Origin of the sequence: Saccharothrix sp. CCNWYY140 (assembly GCF_037401995.1) — a bacterium.
In the GTDB taxonomy this organism is placed as follows: Bacteria; Actinomycetota; Actinomycetes; order Mycobacteriales; family Pseudonocardiaceae; genus Actinosynnema.
Map to the genome: position 1 here is coordinate 148,172 of NZ_JBBEGC010000005.1, position 18,605 is coordinate 166,776.

Annotated in this window: 18 protein-coding genes and 2 tRNA genes; 7 read left to right on the top strand and 13 right to left on the bottom strand. The window is 71.9% G+C overall.

Features of this window, described 5'->3' with window-relative positions:
- Positions 1 to 119: 119 nt before the first annotated feature.
- Complete coding sequence (locus WBN91_RS05085) at positions 120 to 872, top strand: hypothetical protein (protein ID WP_337722753.1); 753 nt, start codon at positions 120 to 122, stop codon at positions 870 to 872.
- Here WBN91_RS05085 and WBN91_RS05090 read toward each other — a convergent pair.
- Together WBN91_RS05090 and WBN91_RS05095 are read right to left on the bottom strand one after the other, a co-directional pair.
- Entirely contained in the window at positions 869 to 2,296 is a 1,428-nt protein-coding gene (locus WBN91_RS05090; RefSeq protein ID WP_337722754.1) for a hypothetical protein, read from the bottom strand. The genes WBN91_RS05085 and WBN91_RS05090 overlap by 4 nt on opposite strands.
- Before the next feature lie 150 nt (positions 2,297 to 2,446).
- Positions 2,447 to 2,659, bottom strand: coding sequence for a hypothetical protein (locus WBN91_RS05095; protein WP_337722755.1), 213 nt, complete (start codon positions 2,657 to 2,659; stop codon positions 2,447 to 2,449).
- A 145-nt stretch (positions 2,660 to 2,804) separates the two neighbouring features.
- Here WBN91_RS05095 and WBN91_RS05100 point away from each other — a divergent pair, with 145 nt between their 5' ends.
- Positions 2,805 to 3,635, top strand: coding sequence for an NAD-dependent epimerase/dehydratase family protein (locus WBN91_RS05100; RefSeq protein WP_337722756.1), 831 nt, complete (start codon positions 2,805 to 2,807; stop codon positions 3,633 to 3,635).
- 52 nt (positions 3,636 to 3,687) lie between these two features.
- Here the strand turns inward: WBN91_RS05100 and WBN91_RS05105 are convergent, their stop codons facing one another.
- Positions 3,688 to 4,572: a ribonuclease Z gene (locus WBN91_RS05105; RefSeq protein ID WP_337722757.1), complete on the bottom strand. Its 885-nt coding sequence runs from the start codon at positions 4,570 to 4,572 to the stop codon at positions 3,688 to 3,690.
- Between the two features lie 17 nt (positions 4,573 to 4,589).
- Between WBN91_RS05105 and WBN91_RS05110 the strand changes: the two genes are divergently transcribed.
- Positions 4,590 to 5,405, top strand: a complete 816-nt coding sequence (locus WBN91_RS05110) for a serine hydrolase domain-containing protein (RefSeq protein WP_337722758.1) — start codon at positions 4,590 to 4,592, stop codon at positions 5,403 to 5,405.
- Here the strand turns inward: WBN91_RS05110 and WBN91_RS05115 are convergent.
- The 3 genes from WBN91_RS05115 to WBN91_RS05125 are packed head-to-tail and all read right to left on the bottom strand — an operon-like array spanning position 5,371 to position 6,985.
- Complete coding sequence (locus tag WBN91_RS05115; RefSeq protein WP_337722759.1) at positions 5,371 to 6,348, bottom strand: NAD(P)-dependent alcohol dehydrogenase; 978 nt, start codon at positions 6,346 to 6,348, stop codon at positions 5,371 to 5,373. The two genes, WBN91_RS05110 and WBN91_RS05115, sit on opposite strands and share 35 nt — an antisense overlap.
- On the bottom strand, positions 6,345 to 6,569 hold the full coding sequence (locus tag WBN91_RS05120; RefSeq protein WP_337722761.1) for a helix-turn-helix transcriptional regulator: 225 nt from the start codon (positions 6,567 to 6,569) through the stop codon (positions 6,345 to 6,347). Before WBN91_RS05120 ends, WBN91_RS05115 begins: the two co-directional genes overlap by 4 nt.
- Positions 6,570 to 6,571: 2 nt before the next feature.
- A complete protein-coding gene (locus tag WBN91_RS05125) occupies positions 6,572 to 6,985 on the bottom strand; it encodes a hypothetical protein (RefSeq protein ID WP_337722762.1) in 414 nt (137 codons plus the stop codon).
- A gap of 361 nt (positions 6,986 to 7,346) precedes the next feature.
- On the opposite strand from WBN91_RS05125, the gene WBN91_RS05130 reads away from it, so the two are divergent.
- The 4 genes from WBN91_RS05130 to WBN91_RS05145 are packed head-to-tail and all read left to right on the top strand — an operon-like array spanning position 7,347 to position 12,077.
- Positions 7,347 to 8,231 carry an SDR family NAD(P)-dependent oxidoreductase gene (locus WBN91_RS05130; protein ID WP_337722763.1) on the top strand — a complete coding sequence of 295 codons (885 nt, stop codon included), beginning with the start codon at positions 7,347 to 7,349 and terminating at the stop codon, positions 8,229 to 8,231.
- A 10-nt stretch (positions 8,232 to 8,241) separates the two neighbouring features.
- Complete coding sequence (locus tag WBN91_RS05135) at positions 8,242 to 8,892, top strand: hypothetical protein (protein ID WP_337722764.1); 651 nt, start codon at positions 8,242 to 8,244, stop codon at positions 8,890 to 8,892.
- Between the two features lie 10 nt (positions 8,893 to 8,902).
- Positions 8,903 to 11,731 carry a BTAD domain-containing putative transcriptional regulator gene (locus WBN91_RS05140; protein ID WP_337722765.1) on the top strand — a complete coding sequence of 943 codons (2,829 nt, stop codon included), beginning with the start codon at positions 8,903 to 8,905 and terminating at the stop codon, positions 11,729 to 11,731.
- A complete protein-coding gene (locus WBN91_RS05145; protein WP_337722766.1) occupies positions 11,718 to 12,077 on the top strand; it encodes an AraC family ligand binding domain-containing protein in 360 nt (119 codons plus the stop codon). The genes WBN91_RS05140 and WBN91_RS05145 overlap by 14 nt, the downstream gene beginning before the upstream one ends.
- 113 nt (positions 12,078 to 12,190) lie before the next feature.
- On the opposite strand, the gene WBN91_RS05150 is transcribed toward WBN91_RS05145, so the two are convergent.
- The 7 genes from WBN91_RS05150 to WBN91_RS05180 form a co-directional block, all read right to left on the bottom strand.
- A tRNA-Arg gene (locus WBN91_RS05150) sits at positions 12,191 to 12,263 on the bottom strand.
- A 37-nt stretch (positions 12,264 to 12,300) separates the two neighbouring features.
- A tRNA-Ser gene (locus WBN91_RS05155) sits at positions 12,301 to 12,389 on the bottom strand.
- 152 nt (positions 12,390 to 12,541) lie between these two features.
- Positions 12,542 to 14,515: an acetoacetate--CoA ligase gene (locus tag WBN91_RS05160; RefSeq protein ID WP_337722767.1), complete on the bottom strand. Its 1,974-nt coding sequence runs from the start codon at positions 14,513 to 14,515 to the stop codon at positions 12,542 to 12,544.
- Positions 14,516 to 14,574: 59 nt separating this feature from the next.
- The gene (locus WBN91_RS05165) at positions 14,575 to 15,339 is read right to left on the bottom strand and encodes an ESX secretion-associated protein EspG (RefSeq protein ID WP_337722768.1); all 765 of its coding nucleotides are present in this window, start codon (positions 15,337 to 15,339) and stop codon (positions 14,575 to 14,577) included.
- On the bottom strand, positions 15,336 to 16,628 hold the full coding sequence (locus WBN91_RS05170) for a PPE domain-containing protein (protein WP_337722769.1): 1,293 nt from the start codon (positions 16,626 to 16,628) through the stop codon (positions 15,336 to 15,338). The genes WBN91_RS05165 and WBN91_RS05170 overlap by 4 nt, the downstream gene beginning before the upstream one ends.
- On the bottom strand, positions 16,625 to 17,725 hold the full coding sequence (locus WBN91_RS05175; protein ID WP_337722770.1) for a hypothetical protein: 1,101 nt from the start codon (positions 17,723 to 17,725) through the stop codon (positions 16,625 to 16,627). The genes WBN91_RS05170 and WBN91_RS05175 overlap by 4 nt, the downstream gene beginning before the upstream one ends.
- 150 nt (positions 17,726 to 17,875) lie before the next feature.
- Complete coding sequence (locus tag WBN91_RS05180) at positions 17,876 to 18,559, bottom strand: dienelactone hydrolase family protein (RefSeq protein ID WP_337722771.1); 684 nt, start codon at positions 18,557 to 18,559, stop codon at positions 17,876 to 17,878.
- Between the last annotated feature and the right edge of the window lie 46 nt (positions 18,560 to 18,605).

The window sequence follows — 18,605 nt, forward strand, 5'->3', positions numbered from 1 at the left end:
AGGCCGCGTCGGTGTGTCGCGGCGCGATCCGGGCGGATCATGCTTTTCGATCTGCCCGGATCGCCCCGCGATGCACCGACCCGCCCGGCGGCCGAGCCGCCGCGACGAAGGAGCGGCAATTGGACACAGAGCTGCCACCCGCCTGGCAACGACCAGACCCGTTGCGCGGCTTGGAGAAAGTGCCGTGGTCCGAATTGGACCACGGTGATGGGGTCGACGTGCTGCTGCGGGCGTCCGCCGAAGGCGATCCCGACGCGCTGGAGGCCCTGGAGAACCGGCTGCTGGACGACGACACGGTGTCGGAGGCGAGCTTCCACGCCGTGCCGTTCCTGGTGGAGTTGGGCGCGAACTACAAGGTGCCCGGTGCGGCCCGGGACCGGGTGGTGTTCCTGCTGGCCGCGATGGCGCTGGCGGGCGCGGGGTTCACCGACGACGGCAAGCGCACCCGCCGGCACTGGAACCCGTTGCGCCGCGAGCTGCCCCGCCTCCCGCCGGACTGGATCACGCAGACCCGCTACGCCGTCGCCAAGGGCGCGCCGAAGGTGTTCGACGCGTTGGCGGGCGCGGAGGTGGCGTGTGCGCTCGCCCTGGCGATCGCCGTGCCCGAGGTGGTGCCCAAGCACGTGGTGGACGTGGCGCAGGGCATCGCGTTCGCGGGGACCCACCCGCAGCTGCTGGTGGAGGCCGCGTGCGCGGCCCTGCACCTGCTGCTGGACGAGGGCACGGACGACACGTGGGCGTACGCCATCGCGCAGGGCGACCCGGAGGAGTTGGCCCGCTACGAGGGCGGCGCGTACCCGGCCCACCAGCCGCCCGCCGTGACGGCGCAGCTGATGGGCTTCCGGTACGCGTTCCGCGCCGCCTACGGCTAGGCCGTGACCGCGCCCAGCTCCACGACGGGGGCCAGTGCCTCGTCCTCGACCGGCACGGCGGGTTCCAGCGGGCCGAGCGCCGTGCCCCACTCCTGGTCGGCCAGGGCGAAGGCGGCCACGGTCAGCGCCACCACCGGGCGGCCCAGGGCGAGCTGGTCGGCGACGAAGTCCAGTTCCAGCCGCGCGCCCAGCGGCGACGGGCGCAGCCGCAGGTACCCGTGCGGGGTCTCGTCGGGGTGGGCGAACCGGCAGGACCACTCGGTGAACACGATCGGGCGTTCCACCGTCTCGCTCGGGTTGAGGGCGCGGACGTTCGCGCCGACCGACCCGTGCCGGAACGCGTCGGCCGCCCCGACCAGCAGCTCCTCGAACTCGATGGACGAGATGCCCAGGTCGTGCCCGGCCACCAGGGCGACCTGCACCAGTGCCAGCGGCAGCTGCGGCAGGGCGTCCTCGAAGCACACCATCGCGCCGCCGTACCGGGTGTTGATCTCGGTGGGCAGGAAGCCGTCCGCGGTGGCGATGCCGTCGAGGGTGAACGTGCCGCGGTAGTCGACGGTCTCGCGCAGGCGTTCGCCGACCCGCCGGGCCAGGTTGCGCATCTCCTCGCGGATGCGGGTGGGCGGGTCGTAGTACGACGCGCAGCCCGCGTACAGGAACCGGGCCTGGCCCGCGCGGCGCGGCACGACCATCTCGATCGGGCGCAGCACGGCCGTCCCGTCCGGGAACACGATGCCGTGGACGCTGACCGGGATGCCCTCCAGGAACGGCATCACGCGCACGAACTCGCACTTGGGCGCGAGGACCTCGAACGCGTCCAGGGCCTCCTCGCGGTTGCGGACCCGGCGGACGAAGTTCGCGCCGCCGTTGATCGCCGGGCCGTCGCCGGACCAGACGACGCCGGCGCCGCGGTCGAGCTCGAGCGTCGCTTCCCACAGGCCCTCGAAGTCGAGGTCCAGCACCACGGCCGGGGCGCGCGGCGCGGACAGCTCGTCCCACAGCGCGTCGATCGTGGTCTTGTTCTCCAGGTCCACCCATTCGGGGCGGCGCGCGTTGAGCACGGGCCGGCCCGCGAACTCGGGCGTGTGCACGTAGGGGGTGCTGATCACCAGCGCGTCGCCGGTCGGGTCGAAGTCCTCCAGGACCTCGCGGACGCGGCGGTTGGGCGAGGTGAGCAGCCGGGTCAGCCGGTTCTGCTCGACGGCGACGAAGCCGCCCGCGATGCCCAGCGACACCCAGCGGGCGACGTCGGAGTCGTGCAGCGGCGCGTGGTCGTCCGTCGAGAGCACGAGCGTGTGGCGGGCGCCCAGCTGATGCAGCTCACCGGCGCGCGTACTCAGCCGAGTACCGCCCGCGAGCACGACCAGCCGGTCGCCGAACAACGTGCCGAGGCGCGCGTGGAGCGCGGAAAGGACATGATCCATCGCCGAGAACTCGCTTTATGAGAAGCAGACGAGACAACCGGCGAGCGCCGGGTGTCACGCACTGTAGAGGTCCCCGAGTGGATCGGCCTAGCACGGTCCGGCAACGACCGGATGAAACTTGCCGATGGCGGTGGAACCCGCCGCGCGAGATCATCGAGCGGCGGCGCGAAGTACCTGGTCAACCTGGTTGAGGAAGGCCTTCCGGTGGTTGGCCTGGGGCACCTGGAGGAGGAGCCCCAGCAGCGTGTCGTCCAACGACGGTGGTGCGGCGGCGACGATCGCCGCGGCGGTCTCCAGGAAGCGCTGCCGCTTCGCCTCGTGCACGGCGTGCTCCGCGAGAACGCCCTCGATGCTCGTGTGCATGGCTGGGTGCGGGTAACTCACTTGGGTTGTATCGGCCGACTCCCGCAACACCTTTAGGGTCAATTTCCACCACTTCGCCGCCACCCGTCCGGGTGGTTGCCGGCCTGCGCGAATCCGTCCGGGTGATCGTGCTGGGATGTCCGCCATGCGCGTTCTGGTCACCGGGAGCCGCGGCTACCTCGGTCGTCGCGTGGTCGAGCAACTCGTCACCGCAGGTCACGATGTGGTCCCGTTCGCGGGGGACGTCCGGACCGCCGAAGTGCCGCCGTGCGACGGGATCGTGCACCTGGCCGCACTCGTGCGGATCAGGGAATCGTTCACCGTCCCGCTCGACTACTACGACGTGAACGTCACCGGCACGCTGCGCCTCCTGCGGGCGGGCGCGCCGAGGTTCGTCCTGGCGTCCACGGCGGGCGTGTACGGCACACCGACCGGTCCGGTGCTGGCCGAGGACCACCCGCGCGTGCCCACGAACCCCTACGCCGCCACGAAAGCCGCCGCCGAGGACGCCGTCACGTGGGCGGCCCGCACCGGCACGGCGGCCACGGTGCTGCGGCTGTTCAACGTCGCCGGTGGCGGCGACCGCGACGACACGCGGCTGATCACCCGGGTCTGCGGCGCGGCGTCGGGCCGGCTGCCGGCGCCGGAGGTCTACGGCGACGGCACGGCGGTGCGCGACTTCGTCCACGTCCGCGACGCGGCCCGCGCGTTCGTCCTGGCCCTGGAGACCGCCGAACCGGGCCACTGCGAGGCCTACAACGTCGGCGCCACCCCGGCGAGCGTGAACGAGGTGCTCGACGCGGCCGAGCGGGTCACCGGGCGCCCGATCCCGGTCGTCCGGCACCCCGCCCACCCCGGCGAGACCCACGTACTGCGCGCGGACACCGCGAAGTTGCGCGCGCTGGGCTGGGCGCCGCGCGAGTCGGGGTTGGCGGAGATCGTCGCGGACCAGTGGGCCTGCGAACGCGGCCGGTGACCGCCCGGCCGGGTCGCCACCGGCGTGGGGGGACCGGCACCCGGTCGGCTTGTCACCGCCGGCGCGGCACCGGGACCCGGTCCAGGTCGGCGGCCACCACCAGGTCGCCGTCGTACACCTCCGCCGCCTCCGCCCGGAACAGCTCGGGGTCGGTGTAGCGCTGCGAGAAGTGGGTCAGCACCAGCTTGCGCACCCCGCACTCCGCGGCCACCCGCGCCGCCTGCCGCGCGGTCAGGTGGCCGTACTCGACCGCGAGCCGCTCGTCCGCGTGCAGGAAGGTCGACTCGATCACCAGCAGGTCGGCCCGGTCCGCCAGCTCGTAGACGCCATCGCACAGCCGCGTGTCCATGACGAACGCGAACCGCTGCCCCGGCCGGGGCACGCTGACCTCGTCCAGCAGCGGCGGGGTCAGGGCGCGCACCGCCGGGCCGCTGATACCTCGGGCCGCCAGCAGCTCCGGCACCATCCGCCGCCCGTCCGGCTCGACCAGCCGGTACCCGTAGGTCTCGATCACGTGGTCCAGCCGGCGGGCCTCCAGCACGCCGAACGGCCCGTCGGCGACCACACCGGAGCCGTCCACCGGCACCTCGCGGAGGTCCAGGGTGTCGAAGAACGAGCTCGCGTGCCGAAGCCGACCGAAGTACTCCTCGCCGGACGCCGGGTAGTAGGCGTGCACGGGGTGCGGCGCGCGGTCCAGGGACAGGCGCTGCACCACGCCGGGCACGCCGAGGCAGTGGTCGCCGTGGAAGTGCGTGACGCACAGGCGCGTGACGTCGCGCGATGCCACGCCGGCCAGCAGCATCTGGCGCTGGCTGCCCTCGCCGGGGTCGAACAGGAAGCCCTCGTCGTCCCACCGCAGCAGGTAGCCGTTGTGGGCGCGGGTGCGGGTGGGCACCTGGCTCGCGGTGCCGAGCACGACCAGCTCACGGGGTGACACATGGCAGAGTTTGCGGCATGGAGAGTCTGCACGTGGTGTCCCGGTGGCCGGTCGGCACGGCGGCGGCGGCCGTCGTCGACGCCTCCGGGCGGGTCCTCGGCGCGACCGGCCCGACCGACCACCGCTTCCCCCTGGCCTCGGTGACCAAGCTGCTCACGGCGTACGCCGTGCTGGTGGCCGTGGAGGAGGGCGCGGTGGAGTGGGACCAGCCGGCCGGGCCGGAGGGGTCGACGCTGCGGCACCTGATCACGCACACGTCCGGGCTGGCGTTCGACTCCGACGCGGCGCAGGCCGCGCCGGGCGCCAAGCGGATCTACTCCAACACCGGGTTCGAGCTGCTGGCCGACACCGTGGCGGCGGCTACCGACATCCCGTTCGCCGACTACCTGGCGGAGGCCGTGTTCGCGCCGCTGGGCATGGCGTCGTCCACTTTGGACGCCTCACCCGCCGCGGGCGCCACGTCGACGGTGGACGACCTGGTCCGGTTCGCCGCCGAGGTGCAGGCGCCGAAGCTGGTGTCCGCCGGGCTGGTCGCCGAGGCGGTGTCGGTGGTGTTCCCCGGGCTGCGCGGGGTGCTGCCCGGGTACGGGATGCAGAAGGACAACGCGTGGGGCCTGGGTTTCGAGGTCCGGTCGGGCAAGTCGCCGCACTGGACGGGGACGACCAGCTCGCCGCGCACGGCCGGGCACTTCGGGCAGAGCGGCACGTTCCTGTGGATCGACCCGGACGCGGGCGCGGCGTGCGTGGCGCTGACCGACCGGCCGTTCGGCGAGTGGGCCGTGGAGGCGTGGACGCCGTTCACCGACGGGGTGCTGGCGGAACTGCGAGGCTGATCACCGCGTGACCGCGTGAGTCGCCCCGGCGCACGTCCTCGATGGCGCGCGGGACCTCGTCGAGGGTGTAGGTCCGGCCGACGACCGGGGTCACCTTGCCGTCCTCGATGAGGTCCTTCAGGGTGAGCAGGTCGTCGCGCCGGTCCTGGTGCACGAGGATCTTGGTCTTGTGCTTGCGGAACGGCGAGCCGAGCACTGCGCGCAGCCACTTGCCGGTGCCCATGAGCCACCGGCCGCCCGTGCCGCCGACCAGCACCAACGTGCCGTTGTCGACGAGCACGCGGGCGCAGTCCCGCAGCGACGGGTTGCCGAAGACGTCGAGCAGGGCGTCGTACCGCTCGCCGCCGCCGAACTCGTCCCTGGTGTGGTCGAGGACCCGGTCCGCCCCGAGCCCGCGCACGAGGTCGGCCTTGGCGGGGCCGCAGATGGCGGTCACCTCCTTGCCCATCGCCTTGGCGATCTGCACCGCGTAGGTGCCGACGCCACCGGACGCGCCGGAGATCAGCACGCGCCGCCCGGTCGCCGCCCGGAGCGCTTGCAACGCCGTGAAGGCGGCGATCGGGCCGGCGGCGGCCTGGACGTGGGTGAGGTTGGCCGGTTTGGGCGCGAGCTGCCCCTCGGGCACCGCCACGTACTCGGCCAACGTGCCGCCGTGCCAGCCGAACACGTCGTCGCCGGGCGCGAGGGACGTGACGCCGGGGCCGACGGCGGTCACCGTGCCGGACAGTTCGAGGCCGAACACGCGGTTGCGGGGTCCGCGCAGGCCCAGCACCGGCCGGGCCACGTAGGGCCAGCCCCGGACGAGGTGCCAGTCCGTCCCGGTCACCGGCACGGCCTCGACCCGCACCAGCACCTCCCCCGCGCCCGGTTCGGGCTTCTCCACCTCGTCGACCACGAGGACGTCCGCGGCGGGTCCGTAGCGTTGGTGCACAAGGGCTCTCATGACTCGTCCTCCGGGTACTGGAACACGTCGGTCAGCGGCACGCCGAACACGCGCGCGATCTGGAACGCCATCTCCAGCGTGGGCGAGTACCTGCCCTGCTCGATGGCGATGATGGTCTGGCGGGTGACGTCGACCCGGGCGGCGAGTTCGGCCTGGGTCATCTCGCCGTGCTGGAAGCGCAGGGCGCGGATCGAGTTGGTGACCTTCGTCGGCTTGCCCACGGTCAGAACCCCCGCCGGTACGCGACGAGCTTGACCACGCTCCCGACCACGGCGGCCAGCACGAACGCCACGTACATGGCGTTGGCGATCCAGAAGTGCCGGGCCTCGAACAGCACGAGCGCGAACGGCCCGACCATCGCGACCCCGAGCACCACCCCGCCGACGTACTCCCCGACCCGGTTGATCTCCCGGTCCCGCTCGTCCCGCTTCTGGTCCCCGCGAGCCACGATCTCGACCACGATGCGGCCGATGATCGCCGCGACGATCGCCACGCCGACGGCCCAGAGCAGGGTGCTCCGGTACTCGACGGCGGCGAGGTCGCCGGTGCTGCGGCGGAGCAGGGTGACCGCGTAGACCACCCACGTGCCGAGGCTGACGACGAGGTAGACCCACGTCCCGCGTTCTTCGTACGACACACCGTCCCCCTTGGTGGTGTAAAGCAAACTTGACACGAGCCAGTGTCAAGCAGTGCTGACACCATGTCAAGCATCTTTGACACACGCTCAGGCAGGACGGGGTCGGTGGGGTCAGCGAGCGGGTCGCACGCAGCTGCGCGGTGCCGTGTCGTCCGGCGTGATCGGAGTGGCCTGGGGTTCCCCGGCGCCGAAGACGAGCACCAGGAACAACAACACCTCAGTGCCCCCGAAACGAGAGCGGTTCTCCCCGGACCGGCGTGCCGCCCTACGAGGTTTCCTCGACATGACGCCCTCCCTGCATCGAATGGACGCCTGCCAGTCTCGATTTGCGGACTGCAATGCGGCTTGACCCCACAATTGAATGCGCCTTGATCCGCTGCGACGCCGCTTGAAGTCACCCGTTGAGGCGAACGCGATCAAGATTCCGGAGCGCCTTGGCGCTGCTACTGTTGAACAACTCGAATTCGAGCCATTTGTCCCATGCCTCGACGCAAGGAGCACCACCGTGGACCTACGGGGCAAGACAGCCTTGGTAACCGGCGGCAGCAGGGGCATTGGCCGCAATATTGCTGTTTTGCTCGGTGAATCCGGCGCACACGTGTACGTGGGCTACTTGGCCCAGCGAACCGCCGCGGACGAGACGGCGAAGCTGGTCGAGCGGGCCGGCGGCACCGCGACCACCGTCCAGGCCGACCTCGCCGCGCCGCACGGGGTGGAGCGGGTGCTGGAGGCGGTCGGTGGGGCCGGGGTCGACGTCCTGGTCAACAACGCGGGCGCGATCATCCGGCCGGCCGGGTGGGCGGACATCTCCGACGAGGACCTCCACCGGACCATCGAGCTCAACCTGACCACGCCGATCCGGCTGATCACGCGCCTGGCGCCCGCGATGCGCGAGCGGGGCTGGGGCCGGGTCGTGAACCTCACCAGCACCTACGGGATGGCCGGGTGCGCGCCGATCCTCGCCTACGCGTCCGCGAAGGCCGCGATCATCAGCCTGACCTACGCGATGGCCCGCGAGCTGGGTCCCAGCGGGATCACCGTGAACGCCGTCGCGCCCGGCAACATCGACACCGCGATGACGAGCGCGGCGGGGCCGGAAGCCGTCGAGTGGGCGATCGGGACCACTCCGACCGGCCGCCTCGGGACCCCGGAGGAAGTCGCCCGGGCCGCGCTGTTCCTCATCGAGAACGAGTTCGCCAACGGCCATGTTCTGACGATGGACGGTGGCCAGCTGTTGAACATGTGAGGAGGGGCACATGGAGTCGGAATTGGTGGCCGCCCTAACCGCGGCCACCCGGGGGCGCCTGCCGGAAACCGTCGAGCGGGTCATCGACGACCTCGGCATGGTGCGGCGCGTCGCGGAAGCCTCGTACCGGCACGACAACGGCTTCACCAAGGTGGTGCTGGGCACGCGGGACAACGCGCGCATCCGGTTCCACGTGTGGGCCACCGCGCGGACCAGCGAGTCGAACGTCCACAACCACCGCTGGGACTTCGCGTCGATGGTGCTGGCCGGCGCGTTGGACATGGAGTACTACGAGGTCCTCGACCGGGACACCGATCCCGGAAGCCTCGACGTCGTGGAACTCGAAGCGTTCCGGTACGTGCCGCGGGGCGGCGGGCCGTACGACCTGCGCCCGCTGGGCCCGGTGCTGGCCGCCCGCACCTCGGCGACGACCGGCGAGGCCGGGTACCGGTACCACCTGCGCCACCACCGCCTCCACCGCGTGACGGCGCCGGTGACCCCCGCGGTGACCTGCTTCCTCAGCGCACCGGCCGCCACCGACCACACGACGGTGCTCCGCCACCCCACCGCCCCTCCGGAGGACGGCAGGGTCGAGCGACTGACCGTCGAGGAGACCCGCGCGGAGCTGGCGCTGATCCGCGACCTGCTCGACCACCGCTGAGGCGCCGGCGGTGGCCCCGCGCCGACTCCGGGTCAACGTCCTCGGCCCGCTGGAGATCGTCGACCCCGACGACGGCCGGCGCGAGCTGCCCGCCCGCGGACAGCTCGCGCTGGTCATCCGCTACCTCGTGCTCAGCGCCGGGCGCGAGGTCCCCATCGAGACCCTGGTCGAGCTGGTCGCGTCGGCCAGGCGCACCGCCACCAACCCCACCCAGGCGCGCAGCGACGTCCACGGGCTCAAGCTGCGCGCCGCACGCCTGCTCGGCCCGGACCGCATCCGGACCCGGCGCGCCGACACCACCTACTACCTGTTCCGGCCCGCCGCCGAGGACTCGGTCGACCTCGCGGAGTTCGACGACCTGCTCGCCGCCGCGCGGGCCGCGTTGGCCGAGGGCGACGGACCGGCCGCACTGACCGCCGTCGAACGCGCCCTCGCGCTGTGGCGGGGCAACCCGGCGGACCCGTTCGACACCGAGGTCCTGTCGGCGGGGCTGGGTCGCGACCACTTCGTCGGCAAGCTGCTCACCGCACAGCGCCTGCTGTGCCGCGTGCTCATGCACATCGGGACGCCCGCGGCGCTGGAGCGCGTGGTGACCACCACCCGCGACCTGGTCCGGCACCCGGAGCACCAGTTCGAGGAGTCGCTGCACCTCCTGCTGGCGGAGGCGTTGCTCGGGCTGGGCGACGAGAGCGCGGCCGTGGAGGTGTTCGACAACTTCGTCTACACGCTCGGGGGCAAGCCGTCGCCCCGGTTCCACGAGTTGATCGAGCAGGGCGGCGGCAGCTCGGCGGCGGTGTTCCCCGCGCACGCCCCGCAGACCACGCCGTCGCTGCGGGAGTGGCTGGCGGACACCGACCGGGCCGTGCGCCGGCGCCGGACGCTCGGCGCGCACCGGCTCCAGGTCGGCGACCTCGTGGACAACCGGCTGCTCCTGCCGTTCACCGCGACCGACGAGCGGCACGGCGTGATCACCGACCTCCAGCACCACATCGAGCGGTCGGCGCTGGACCGCGCGCCGCACAGCGCGCCGTCGACCCGGCTCCTGGTCACCGGCTCACCCGGCATGGGCAAGAGCATGTTGCTGGCCTCGCTCTACCTCAGCCTGCGCGAGCGGGTGGAGGGCGTGGCCGCGGACCGCCGGACCGTCCCCTTCGTGCTCGACCTGCGCCAGTTCACCGAGTTCAACCGGGACCCGGCGTTCGGGTCGGCGTCCTGGCTCGCGGACCGGATCGACACCCTGGGCATCGGCGACTCCCAGCTGCTGCTGATGCTCGACTCCCTCGACGAGTTCCTCGCCAACCGCCAGCACGCCGAGATCGTCTCGATGCTGGAGCGACCGCTGTTCCTGCGCGCCAACGTGGTGTGCTGCCGCGAGCTGTTCTACGACCGGCACCTGCGTTCGGGGCCGTTCGCGCTCAGCCGGGAAGTGGTGACCTTGCGGGGCTGGCCCCGGGAGCGCCTCGCCGACTACGCGCGGCGGTTCTACCGCCACCTCCGGCCCGGGGACGAGACCGCGCTGGTGACCGGGGTCCTCGACCAGCTGGCGACGAAGGCGACGCTGTCCGAGGTGTGCGCCACGCCGCTGCGGGCGAACATGCTGCTCGACCTCCTCGACCCGGGACCGGGCGCCGTGGACCAGGTCATGAGCACCGTGATCGACCTGCCGTCGCTGTACCGGGCGTGGGTGCAGCGGACGCTGGAGTCGGAGTCGTCGCGGATCGGCGCCGTGCTCACCGCCGCGCAGAAGGGCGACCTGCTGCGGTCGCTCGCCTGGACGTTCTACGACGAGTCGCCGTTCGACCAGGACGAGCCCCCGGACTTCAGCGTCGCGGAGCTGACCCGGCACGTCCGCGGTGCGCGCGCCGTGCTGGGCGACCGGTCGGGCGACGGGGACGTCGCGACGGTCGTGCGCGACCTGGTGGACCACTCGCTGCTGGTCGAGTCCGCGCTGCTGCCCCACCACGACAGCACGACCGGTCTGCTCAACTTCTCGCACAAGTCGTTCCAGGAGTTCCTGGTCGCGGACCACATCATGCGCGCGGTCGTGTCGGACGCGGCGAAGGTGCGCCAGCTGTTCGAGCGCTACCACTCGCCGGAGGTCGTCGAGTTCCTCCGCGACATGCTGACCTCGGTCCCGCCGCACAGCCGCGCCGCCCGGACGATGGTCGACATCTTCACGTCCGCCTTCACCCGCAGCGCCGCGGAGGACCCGTCGAACGAGATCCGCTACGCCCGGTCCCGGCTGGCGCTGAGCCAACTCGCCTACGAGATGGCGAACATCCCCAACCGCCGGATTGTGGCTTTCCTGTTGGAACACCGGGACAGGGAGACCGATCCCTGGCTGCGCCGCAGCATCACCATAGGGCTGTCGTTCGCGGGGCAGATCGGTCTGCTCGACAGCTACGTGGACACCCTGCGCGCCGAGCGCCAAGCCGGCGGCACGGCCCCGGAGAACGCGGTGAACGTGGGCGCCCAACTGTCCTACTTCGGCGACCAGCCCCTGGACCTGCTCCTCCCCGCCCACGACCAGGGCCTCCCGGTGTGCCGCCGCACCCTCCAGCGACTCATCTACCAACTGCACACCGCGACCCACCAGGCGAGTTGGCGACTCGACCTGTACAGCCTCGTCGACATCGCCACGTCCCGGACCTGTTCGGCACAAGAAGCCGTCGCCGTCCTCGACCAGAACCGGTCGACGCTGAACAAGCTGTGCGCGAAGCTGGAATCGGATCCCCGATGTGCCCATTGGCCCGAAATCGCCGAATTGCGCACGGCACTGCACCGCACCCGCGGAAACGCGGGTGACCACACCCGAAAGGATGCGCATGGAATCGCTTGAGCAACTGTCCCTGGTCCGGGAGGCCGACGCCGTGGAACGGGTCGTGGACGACGCGATGACGATCCGTTCCTACTTCTCCGCCGAGCAGAGCACGGCGGTGGACCTGGTGGCCGCCGAACTGGACGGACTGCACTCGCTCCGGGTGAACCGGCGCAGCACGAAGCTGTACTACGTCGAACGCGGCACCCTGGACATCACCATCGACGGCCGCAAGTACACCGCCGACGCGGGATCCACGATCCTGGTCCGGGTCGACGAGGAACACGAAATGGTCGGCCACGCCGCCCGCGTCCTGATCATCTGCTCCCCGGCCTTCGACCCGGCGGACGAGGAAATCCTGGCTTGACCACCGCCCCAGGGCCTCGTTCCACGAGCGAGGCCCTGGCCGACGGCGGTCACGTGGACTGTCCCACACGAAATCAGGGTCCCCTTCGAGTGAAGGAGACCCTGATGGTGTTGCGCGCTCGGCAGGATTCGAACCTGCAACCTTCTGATCCGTAGTCAGATGCTCTATCCGTTGAGCTACGAGCGCATCGTATTCAGTTGTCACCCGACCGGGTCGGGTGTTGCGGAGGCTCCGGGATTTGAACCCGGGATGGGGGTGAACCCAAACCGCATTAGCAGTGCGGCGCCATAGACCAGACTAGGCGAAGCCTCCCGGAGCCCTGCGGTACGACGCATAGGTTACACATGCCGGTGCCCTGGTAGCAAAACGCCCCCCTCGTGAGGTCATCCGCCCTGGTCAGGGGGGGTGAGGGGGGCGTTCAGCGGGGGTTCAGGAGGTGTACTTGTGGCGTACGTCTCGCTTGATCAACCGTGAGCCAGTGCGAGGAACGGGGTGAGGGCGTCCGGGTTGCGGAGGGCGTCCCTGCTGACGGCCTTCTCCGGTGGGGTGCCGGCCAGGATCTTCTTGACCGGGACCTCGCACTTCTTGCCGTTCAGGGTCCTCGGGATCTCGGCCACCGCGATGAACCTGTTGGGGACGTGCCTCGGGGACAGGTTGGTGCGCAGCTCGGACTTGAGGAGCGGCTCGACCGATTCCAGGGTGGTGCCGGGGGCCAGGACGAGGAAGCACAGCAGTTCGCCGTCGGTCTGGCCGGCGCCGGAGGTGTCGATGACCAAGGAGTCGACGACACCCTCCAAACCCTCGACGACCCGGTAGAACTCGCTGGTGCCCATGCGGACCCCGCCCCGGTTCAGCGTGGAGTCGCTGCGGCCGTAGATGACGGCCGAGCCGCGCGGGGTGATGCGGATCCAGTCGCCGTGGCGCCAGACGCCCGGGTAGGTGTCGAAGTACGCCTCGCGCAGGCGTGAGCCGTCCTCGTCGCCCCAGAAGAACACCGGCATGGACGGCATGGGCTCGGTGATCACCAGCTCGCCCACCTGGTCGACGACCGCGTTGCCGGACTCGTCGTAGGCCTGCACGGCCGCACCCAGTGCCCGGCAGGACAGCTCGCCCAGCCACACCGGCAGGTCCGGGGCGGCGGCGACGAAGGCGGTGCACAGGTCGGTGCCGCCGGACACCGAGGCGATCTGGAGGTCGCGGCCCACCGCGTCGGCGATCCAGCGGAAGCCCTCGGGGGTCAGGGGCGCGCCGGTCGAGCCGACCACGCGCAGGCCGGTCAGGTCGTACCTGGTGGCCGGCTTGAGGTCCTCCTTGAGGCACGACTGGATGTACGGGGCGGACGTGCCGAAGTACGTCACCCGGTGCTGTTCGGCCAGGTGCCACAGGACGCTCAGGTCCGGGTGGGCGGGGCTGCCGTCGAACAGCACGATCGTGGTGCCCACCAGCAGGCCGGACACCAGGAAGTTCCACATCATCCAGCCGGTGGTGGTGAACCAGAAGAACCGGTCGCCGGGGCCGAGGTCGCTGTGCAGCGCCAGCATCTTCAGGTGTTCCAGCACGATCCCGCCGTGCCCCTGGACGATGCCCTTGGGCAGCCCGGTCGTGCCGGACGAGTACAGGACCCACAGCGGGTGGTCGAACGGCACGGGTTCGAAGGCCAGTTCGGCGTCGGCGTGGGCCTTCAGGAGGGAGTTCCACTCGACCGTGCCGGGCAGGGTGCCGCCCAGGTAGTCGATCAGCACGGTGGCGCGCAGGGACGGGATCTCCGACCGCAGCTGCTCCACCGTCGGCCGCACGTCGAACCCGCGCCCGTTGTACCGGTACCCGTCGACGGCGACCAGCACGGTCGGCTCGATCTGGGTGAACCGGTCGGCGATGGCCCGCGCGCCGAAGTCCGGCGAGCACGACGACCACACCGCGCCCAGCGACGCCGCCGCCAGGAACGCGATCAGGGCCTCCGGCGAGTTCGGCACCAGCGCGACCACCCGGTCGCCCTTGGTCACCCCCAGCTCGACGAACCCGGCGCGCACGGCCGCCACCCGGCGTCGCAGCTCGCGGTAGGTCAGCTGGGTCGCCAGGCCGTCCTCCCGGTGGAAGATCACGGCGAGGTCGTCGGTGTCGTGCCGCAACGCGTGCTCGGCGTAGTTCAGGGTCGCGCCGGGGAACCACTGCGCGCCGGGCATGGTCCGGGCGCCCAGCACGGCCGTGGGCGCGCTGTGGAACGCCACGTCGAAGAACTCGGCGATCGCGCCCCAGAAGCCGTCCAGGTCGGTCGTGGACCACTCGTGCAACTCGGGGTAGTCGGCGAAGGACAGGCCCTTCTCGGCGGCGAGCCAGGTGCGGAACGCGGCCATGCGGCTGTCCGCGACCCGGTCGGGGTCGGGACGCCAGAGCAGCTCTGCCTCGCCGGCGGCGGTGCCGGCACGCATGTCGGTCATACCTGAAGTTCCTAGCTCATCGGAGCGCCCGGAACCACAGTCGTCAACCACACACCGGCTCAGTTGCGGCTGGCGCCCGCCACCAGTTGTTCGACCGCCGACGCGAGCCGCTGGGCGTCCACCGGGGCGATCACGAGCCACGTGCCGTCGCGCCGGACCAGGTACCGGCCGTCGGCGGTGTCCAGCCACGACACGGTGTCACCGGTCGGGTGCAGGTAGCCGTTGCGGTTGCGGGCGATCACGCCGACCTGGCCGCCGCCGCGCCGGGTGGTGACCGCGCGCATGAGCGTGTTGGCCTCGGGTTCGCGCAGGCCGGCGCGGCGCAGCACGTCCAGGAAGCCCTCGGTGCCGTCCTGCTCGCCGGCGCGCCCGGCCTCCAGGTAGTCGTCCCACCGGACGTTGACCGAGCGGCCCGTGCCGGGTGGCGCGGGCGGCAGGGTGCCGATGGTGGTGGCGGCCAGGGCGGTCGGCCGGAAGCCGGTCACCTGGACCTGCTCGCCGACCCGGCCCGCGAACGCGCCGTGCCACGCGGCGGTGGCCAGGCCGCGGGCCTGTTCACCGCCGCGGGTGAAGACGACCTCCAGGCCGACCTCGAACTCGGCCAGGCCGCGCAGGACCCCGTACAGCTCCTCGTCGGGCCGCTGCACGGTGCCCAGGCCGCGCGCGAACAGCTCGCGGGACGTGGTCTCCACCAGCCGCGCCCGTTCCTGCTGGGTGTGCCCGTAGTGCCGGGTGCCCAGCGGGACCGGGTGCGCCTCGCGGTGGACCGCTTGCCACAGCAGGAAGAACTCCAGCGTGCTGAGCCGGAAGACTCTGTCGGTCACAGGCCGATCACCGGGGGTGCGGCCTTGCGGTCGACGCCGAACACGTTGTCCTCTTCCTCCAGGTACCCGGGCCGGTTGCGCTCGTTCGACCCGGCGGAGCCACCGGCGACGGGCGGCGGGGCGGCCATCGGCGCCGCGCCGATCATGCCCGACTGCGGGGTGACGGCCTTGGACGAGGAGAACTGGCTGGTCACGCTGCCCGGGTGGGCCGTCCGCTCGGAGCTGACGACGCCGGGGCTGGACGCCGGGCTGCCCAGGGGCGCACCGCCGCCTCCGCCACCGGCACCGGCCGATCCGCCCATGACGGGCACCCGGCCGGGCGCGTAGCCGCCGCGCCCGCCGACACCGCCGCGACCCCGTTGCTGCGGGGTGGTCTGCTCGCGGCCCGGCTGCTGGGGCTGGCCGGAGACGACCGGGCCACCGCCGCCACCGGAGGCGTCCGGCGGCGTGCTCGGACCGGCCGGCGGCGTGATGACCGGCGTGGGCGCCGGGGCGACCGGGTTGGGCGGCGGCGCGAACGACGGCACCGTCCGGTCCACCAGGTACGAGTTCTGCTGGAACATCGCCATGACCTCGGCGGCCTGGCGGTGCGAGGCGTCGGCGGTCAGGACCGAGTCGACCGCGGGCGCGCCGACCCGGTCGATGCCGGTGAACGGGCTGGTCGGCGTGGTGGTGCCGATGGGCTCGACCGGCTCGTGCAGGCTGTCGACGGGCAGGCGGTCCTCGTACACCGAGTCCACCAGCGGGCGGCGGGCCGAGACCAGCGGCGAGCGCACCGGCGTCGGCGCGACCGGCGTGCCGGTGGTCGGCGGGACGGCCGGGTCGGGCAGCGGGGCCGGGGGCACCGGCGGGGGCATCATCTCGCGCGCGGTCTGCACGTGCTGGATCTCGTCGCCGATGCACTTGGCGACGTTCCCGGCGTGGTCGCTGGTGTTGAGCGCCCACTTCTCGACCGACTCCAGCGCTTCCCGGGCGCGGTCGGCCGACTCGCCGGACCACGCCTGCTGGGATTGGGCGATGGCGCGCGCGAGCAGCTCGTGCACGTCGGTGAGCTGCTTGCCCACGGCGGTCCAGTCGGCTTGCGCGGAACCGGCGGCCTTCAGGTCGACGCCCTCGTGGATCATCTTGTAGAGGGCTTCGTGCGAGTAGGTCATCCAGTCGACCTTCTGGCCGAGGTCGCTGGGCTTGTCGTGGCCGTGGTGCTGCCCGTTGTTCCCCTGGTTGCCGTGGTTCCCCTGATTGCCGTGGTTGCCCTGGTTGCCGTTGTTGCCGGGCCTGTTGTTGCTCACGGACCCTTGACCTCCCCCGCCGCCTTGCCGAAGACGTCGGCGGCCTCGTCGTCGGCGTCCTCCAGGTTGCGGGCGGCGTCGCGGATGGTCTTCTCGACCTCGAACAGCACGTTCAGGAAGTCGCCGATGACCGAGACGGCCGACGCGTCGTCGCCCACCGCCACCTCGCGCAGCCGGCGGCTGATCGCCTCGCCGACCCAGTTGTTGCCGAACTTGAGCTCCACGTCGAGGCTGTCGACGGCGGTGCGGTGCACGCCGTCGACCACGTCGCGCGCCTGGGTGATCAGCTTGAGCAGGTCGTGCACGGCCTGCTTGTCGAGGTCGAGCTTGACCTCTTCCTTGTCGACCGCGTCCAGCGCCGTGGTGGCCTTCTGGAGGTCGGTCTGGGCGGCGGTGGCGAAGTTCGGGGAGACGCCGGCGAGCGTCTCGGGCTTGATCACCTGCGTGGCGGACTGGTCGGTCGGCGCCGGGCCGGCGGGTGCGGGTGCGGTCGGCGCGGGTGCCTGGACGACCGGCTGCGCGCCCGTCGACAGCGCCGGTGCGTCGGCCGGCGGCACCGGCTGCACGCCCGTCGAGAACGTCGGCGCGTCGGTGGGTGCCGGTGGCGTCGGCTGCACGGTGGTGGCGAAGGTCGGCGCGTCGGCCGGCGGCACGGGCTGTGCTCCGGTCGACAACGTCGGCGCGTCAGCGGTCAGCACGGGCTGTGCTCCGGTCGACAACGTCGGCGCGTCAGCGGTCAGCACGGGCTGCGCGCCCGTCGACAACGTCGGCGCGTCGGCCGGCGGCACCGGCTGCGCCCCGGTGGCGAGCGTCGGCGCGTCGGCGGGTGCCGGTGGAGTCGGTTGGACGGTCGTGGCGAAGGTCGGCGCCTCGGACAGGCCGGGAGCGCTCAGCGTCACGGTCGCGCCGTCAGCCGGCGGCGCCAGTGGCGGTGGCGCCAGTGGCGGCGGTTGCACGGCCGCGGCGAAGGGACCCGCCGCGGTCTGCGGCAGGTCGGCCGCCGTGATCACCTGCGTCGTCGAAGTGTCCGGCACCGGGTACGGCGCGCTCACCGGTGGTGCGGGATGTGTCAGTGGAACGGTGTTCCCGTCGCTCATCAGTTACCCCCTGCACTGCGCACTTCGCCGAAGTCGCGCCGCGCGTTACCCAGCCACCGCGTCCGCGCCGGCGTTGGCGGACGCACTCCTTAGATGTACCGGGAAGCACGTCCGGTTCCAAGCCGCTGTAAAGACTCTTGTCGGAGCGCTTCAGCGCAGGTGGGAGTCGAACCAGTTGAGCGCGCGCTGCCAGGCCTCGGCGCTGGCGGACGGGGTGGTGTCGAACCGGTGGCTGGTGTGCTCGAAGCGGACCACGTCGGTCGCCACGGACGCCGACGCGGCGGCGTCCCGGAGCTTCTCCACGTCCGAGAACGGGATCTCCGCGTCGTCGTCGCCGTAGAGCCCCAGCCAGGGGCACGCCAGTTCCTCCGCCACCTCCACCAGCGAGGGCAGCCCCTCGGCCAGCGGTTCCAGGATGCCGCCGCCACCCACGGTGACCGCGGCGCCGATGCTTCGGCTTCCCGCAACCACCATCGCGACCGATCCGCCCAGGTCGAAGCCCATGACGCCGAGCCGGTCGGTGCTCACGCCCTGCTGCCCGAGCCACACGAACGCCACGTCCGTGTCGGCCAGCACCGACTCGCCGGACAGCCTGCCTGCCCGCTCGTCCGCGTCCGCCGGCTCGTCCTCGGCGCCGTGGTACAGGTGCGGGGCGACCGCGAGCCACCCCTCGCCGGCGAGACTGCTCACCAGTCCCCGGACGGTGTCGGTCACGCCGCGCGCCTCGTGCAGGACGACGATGCCGCCGCGGACGACGTTCTCCGGCTCGGCGACGGTCAGCCGCAGCGTGCGGCCGTCGGTGAGCGAGAGCGTCTCGGTGCGGGTAGGTGTCATGGCGCAACCCTTCCACGTCGGGGTGAACGTCAGTCAACGTGAGCAA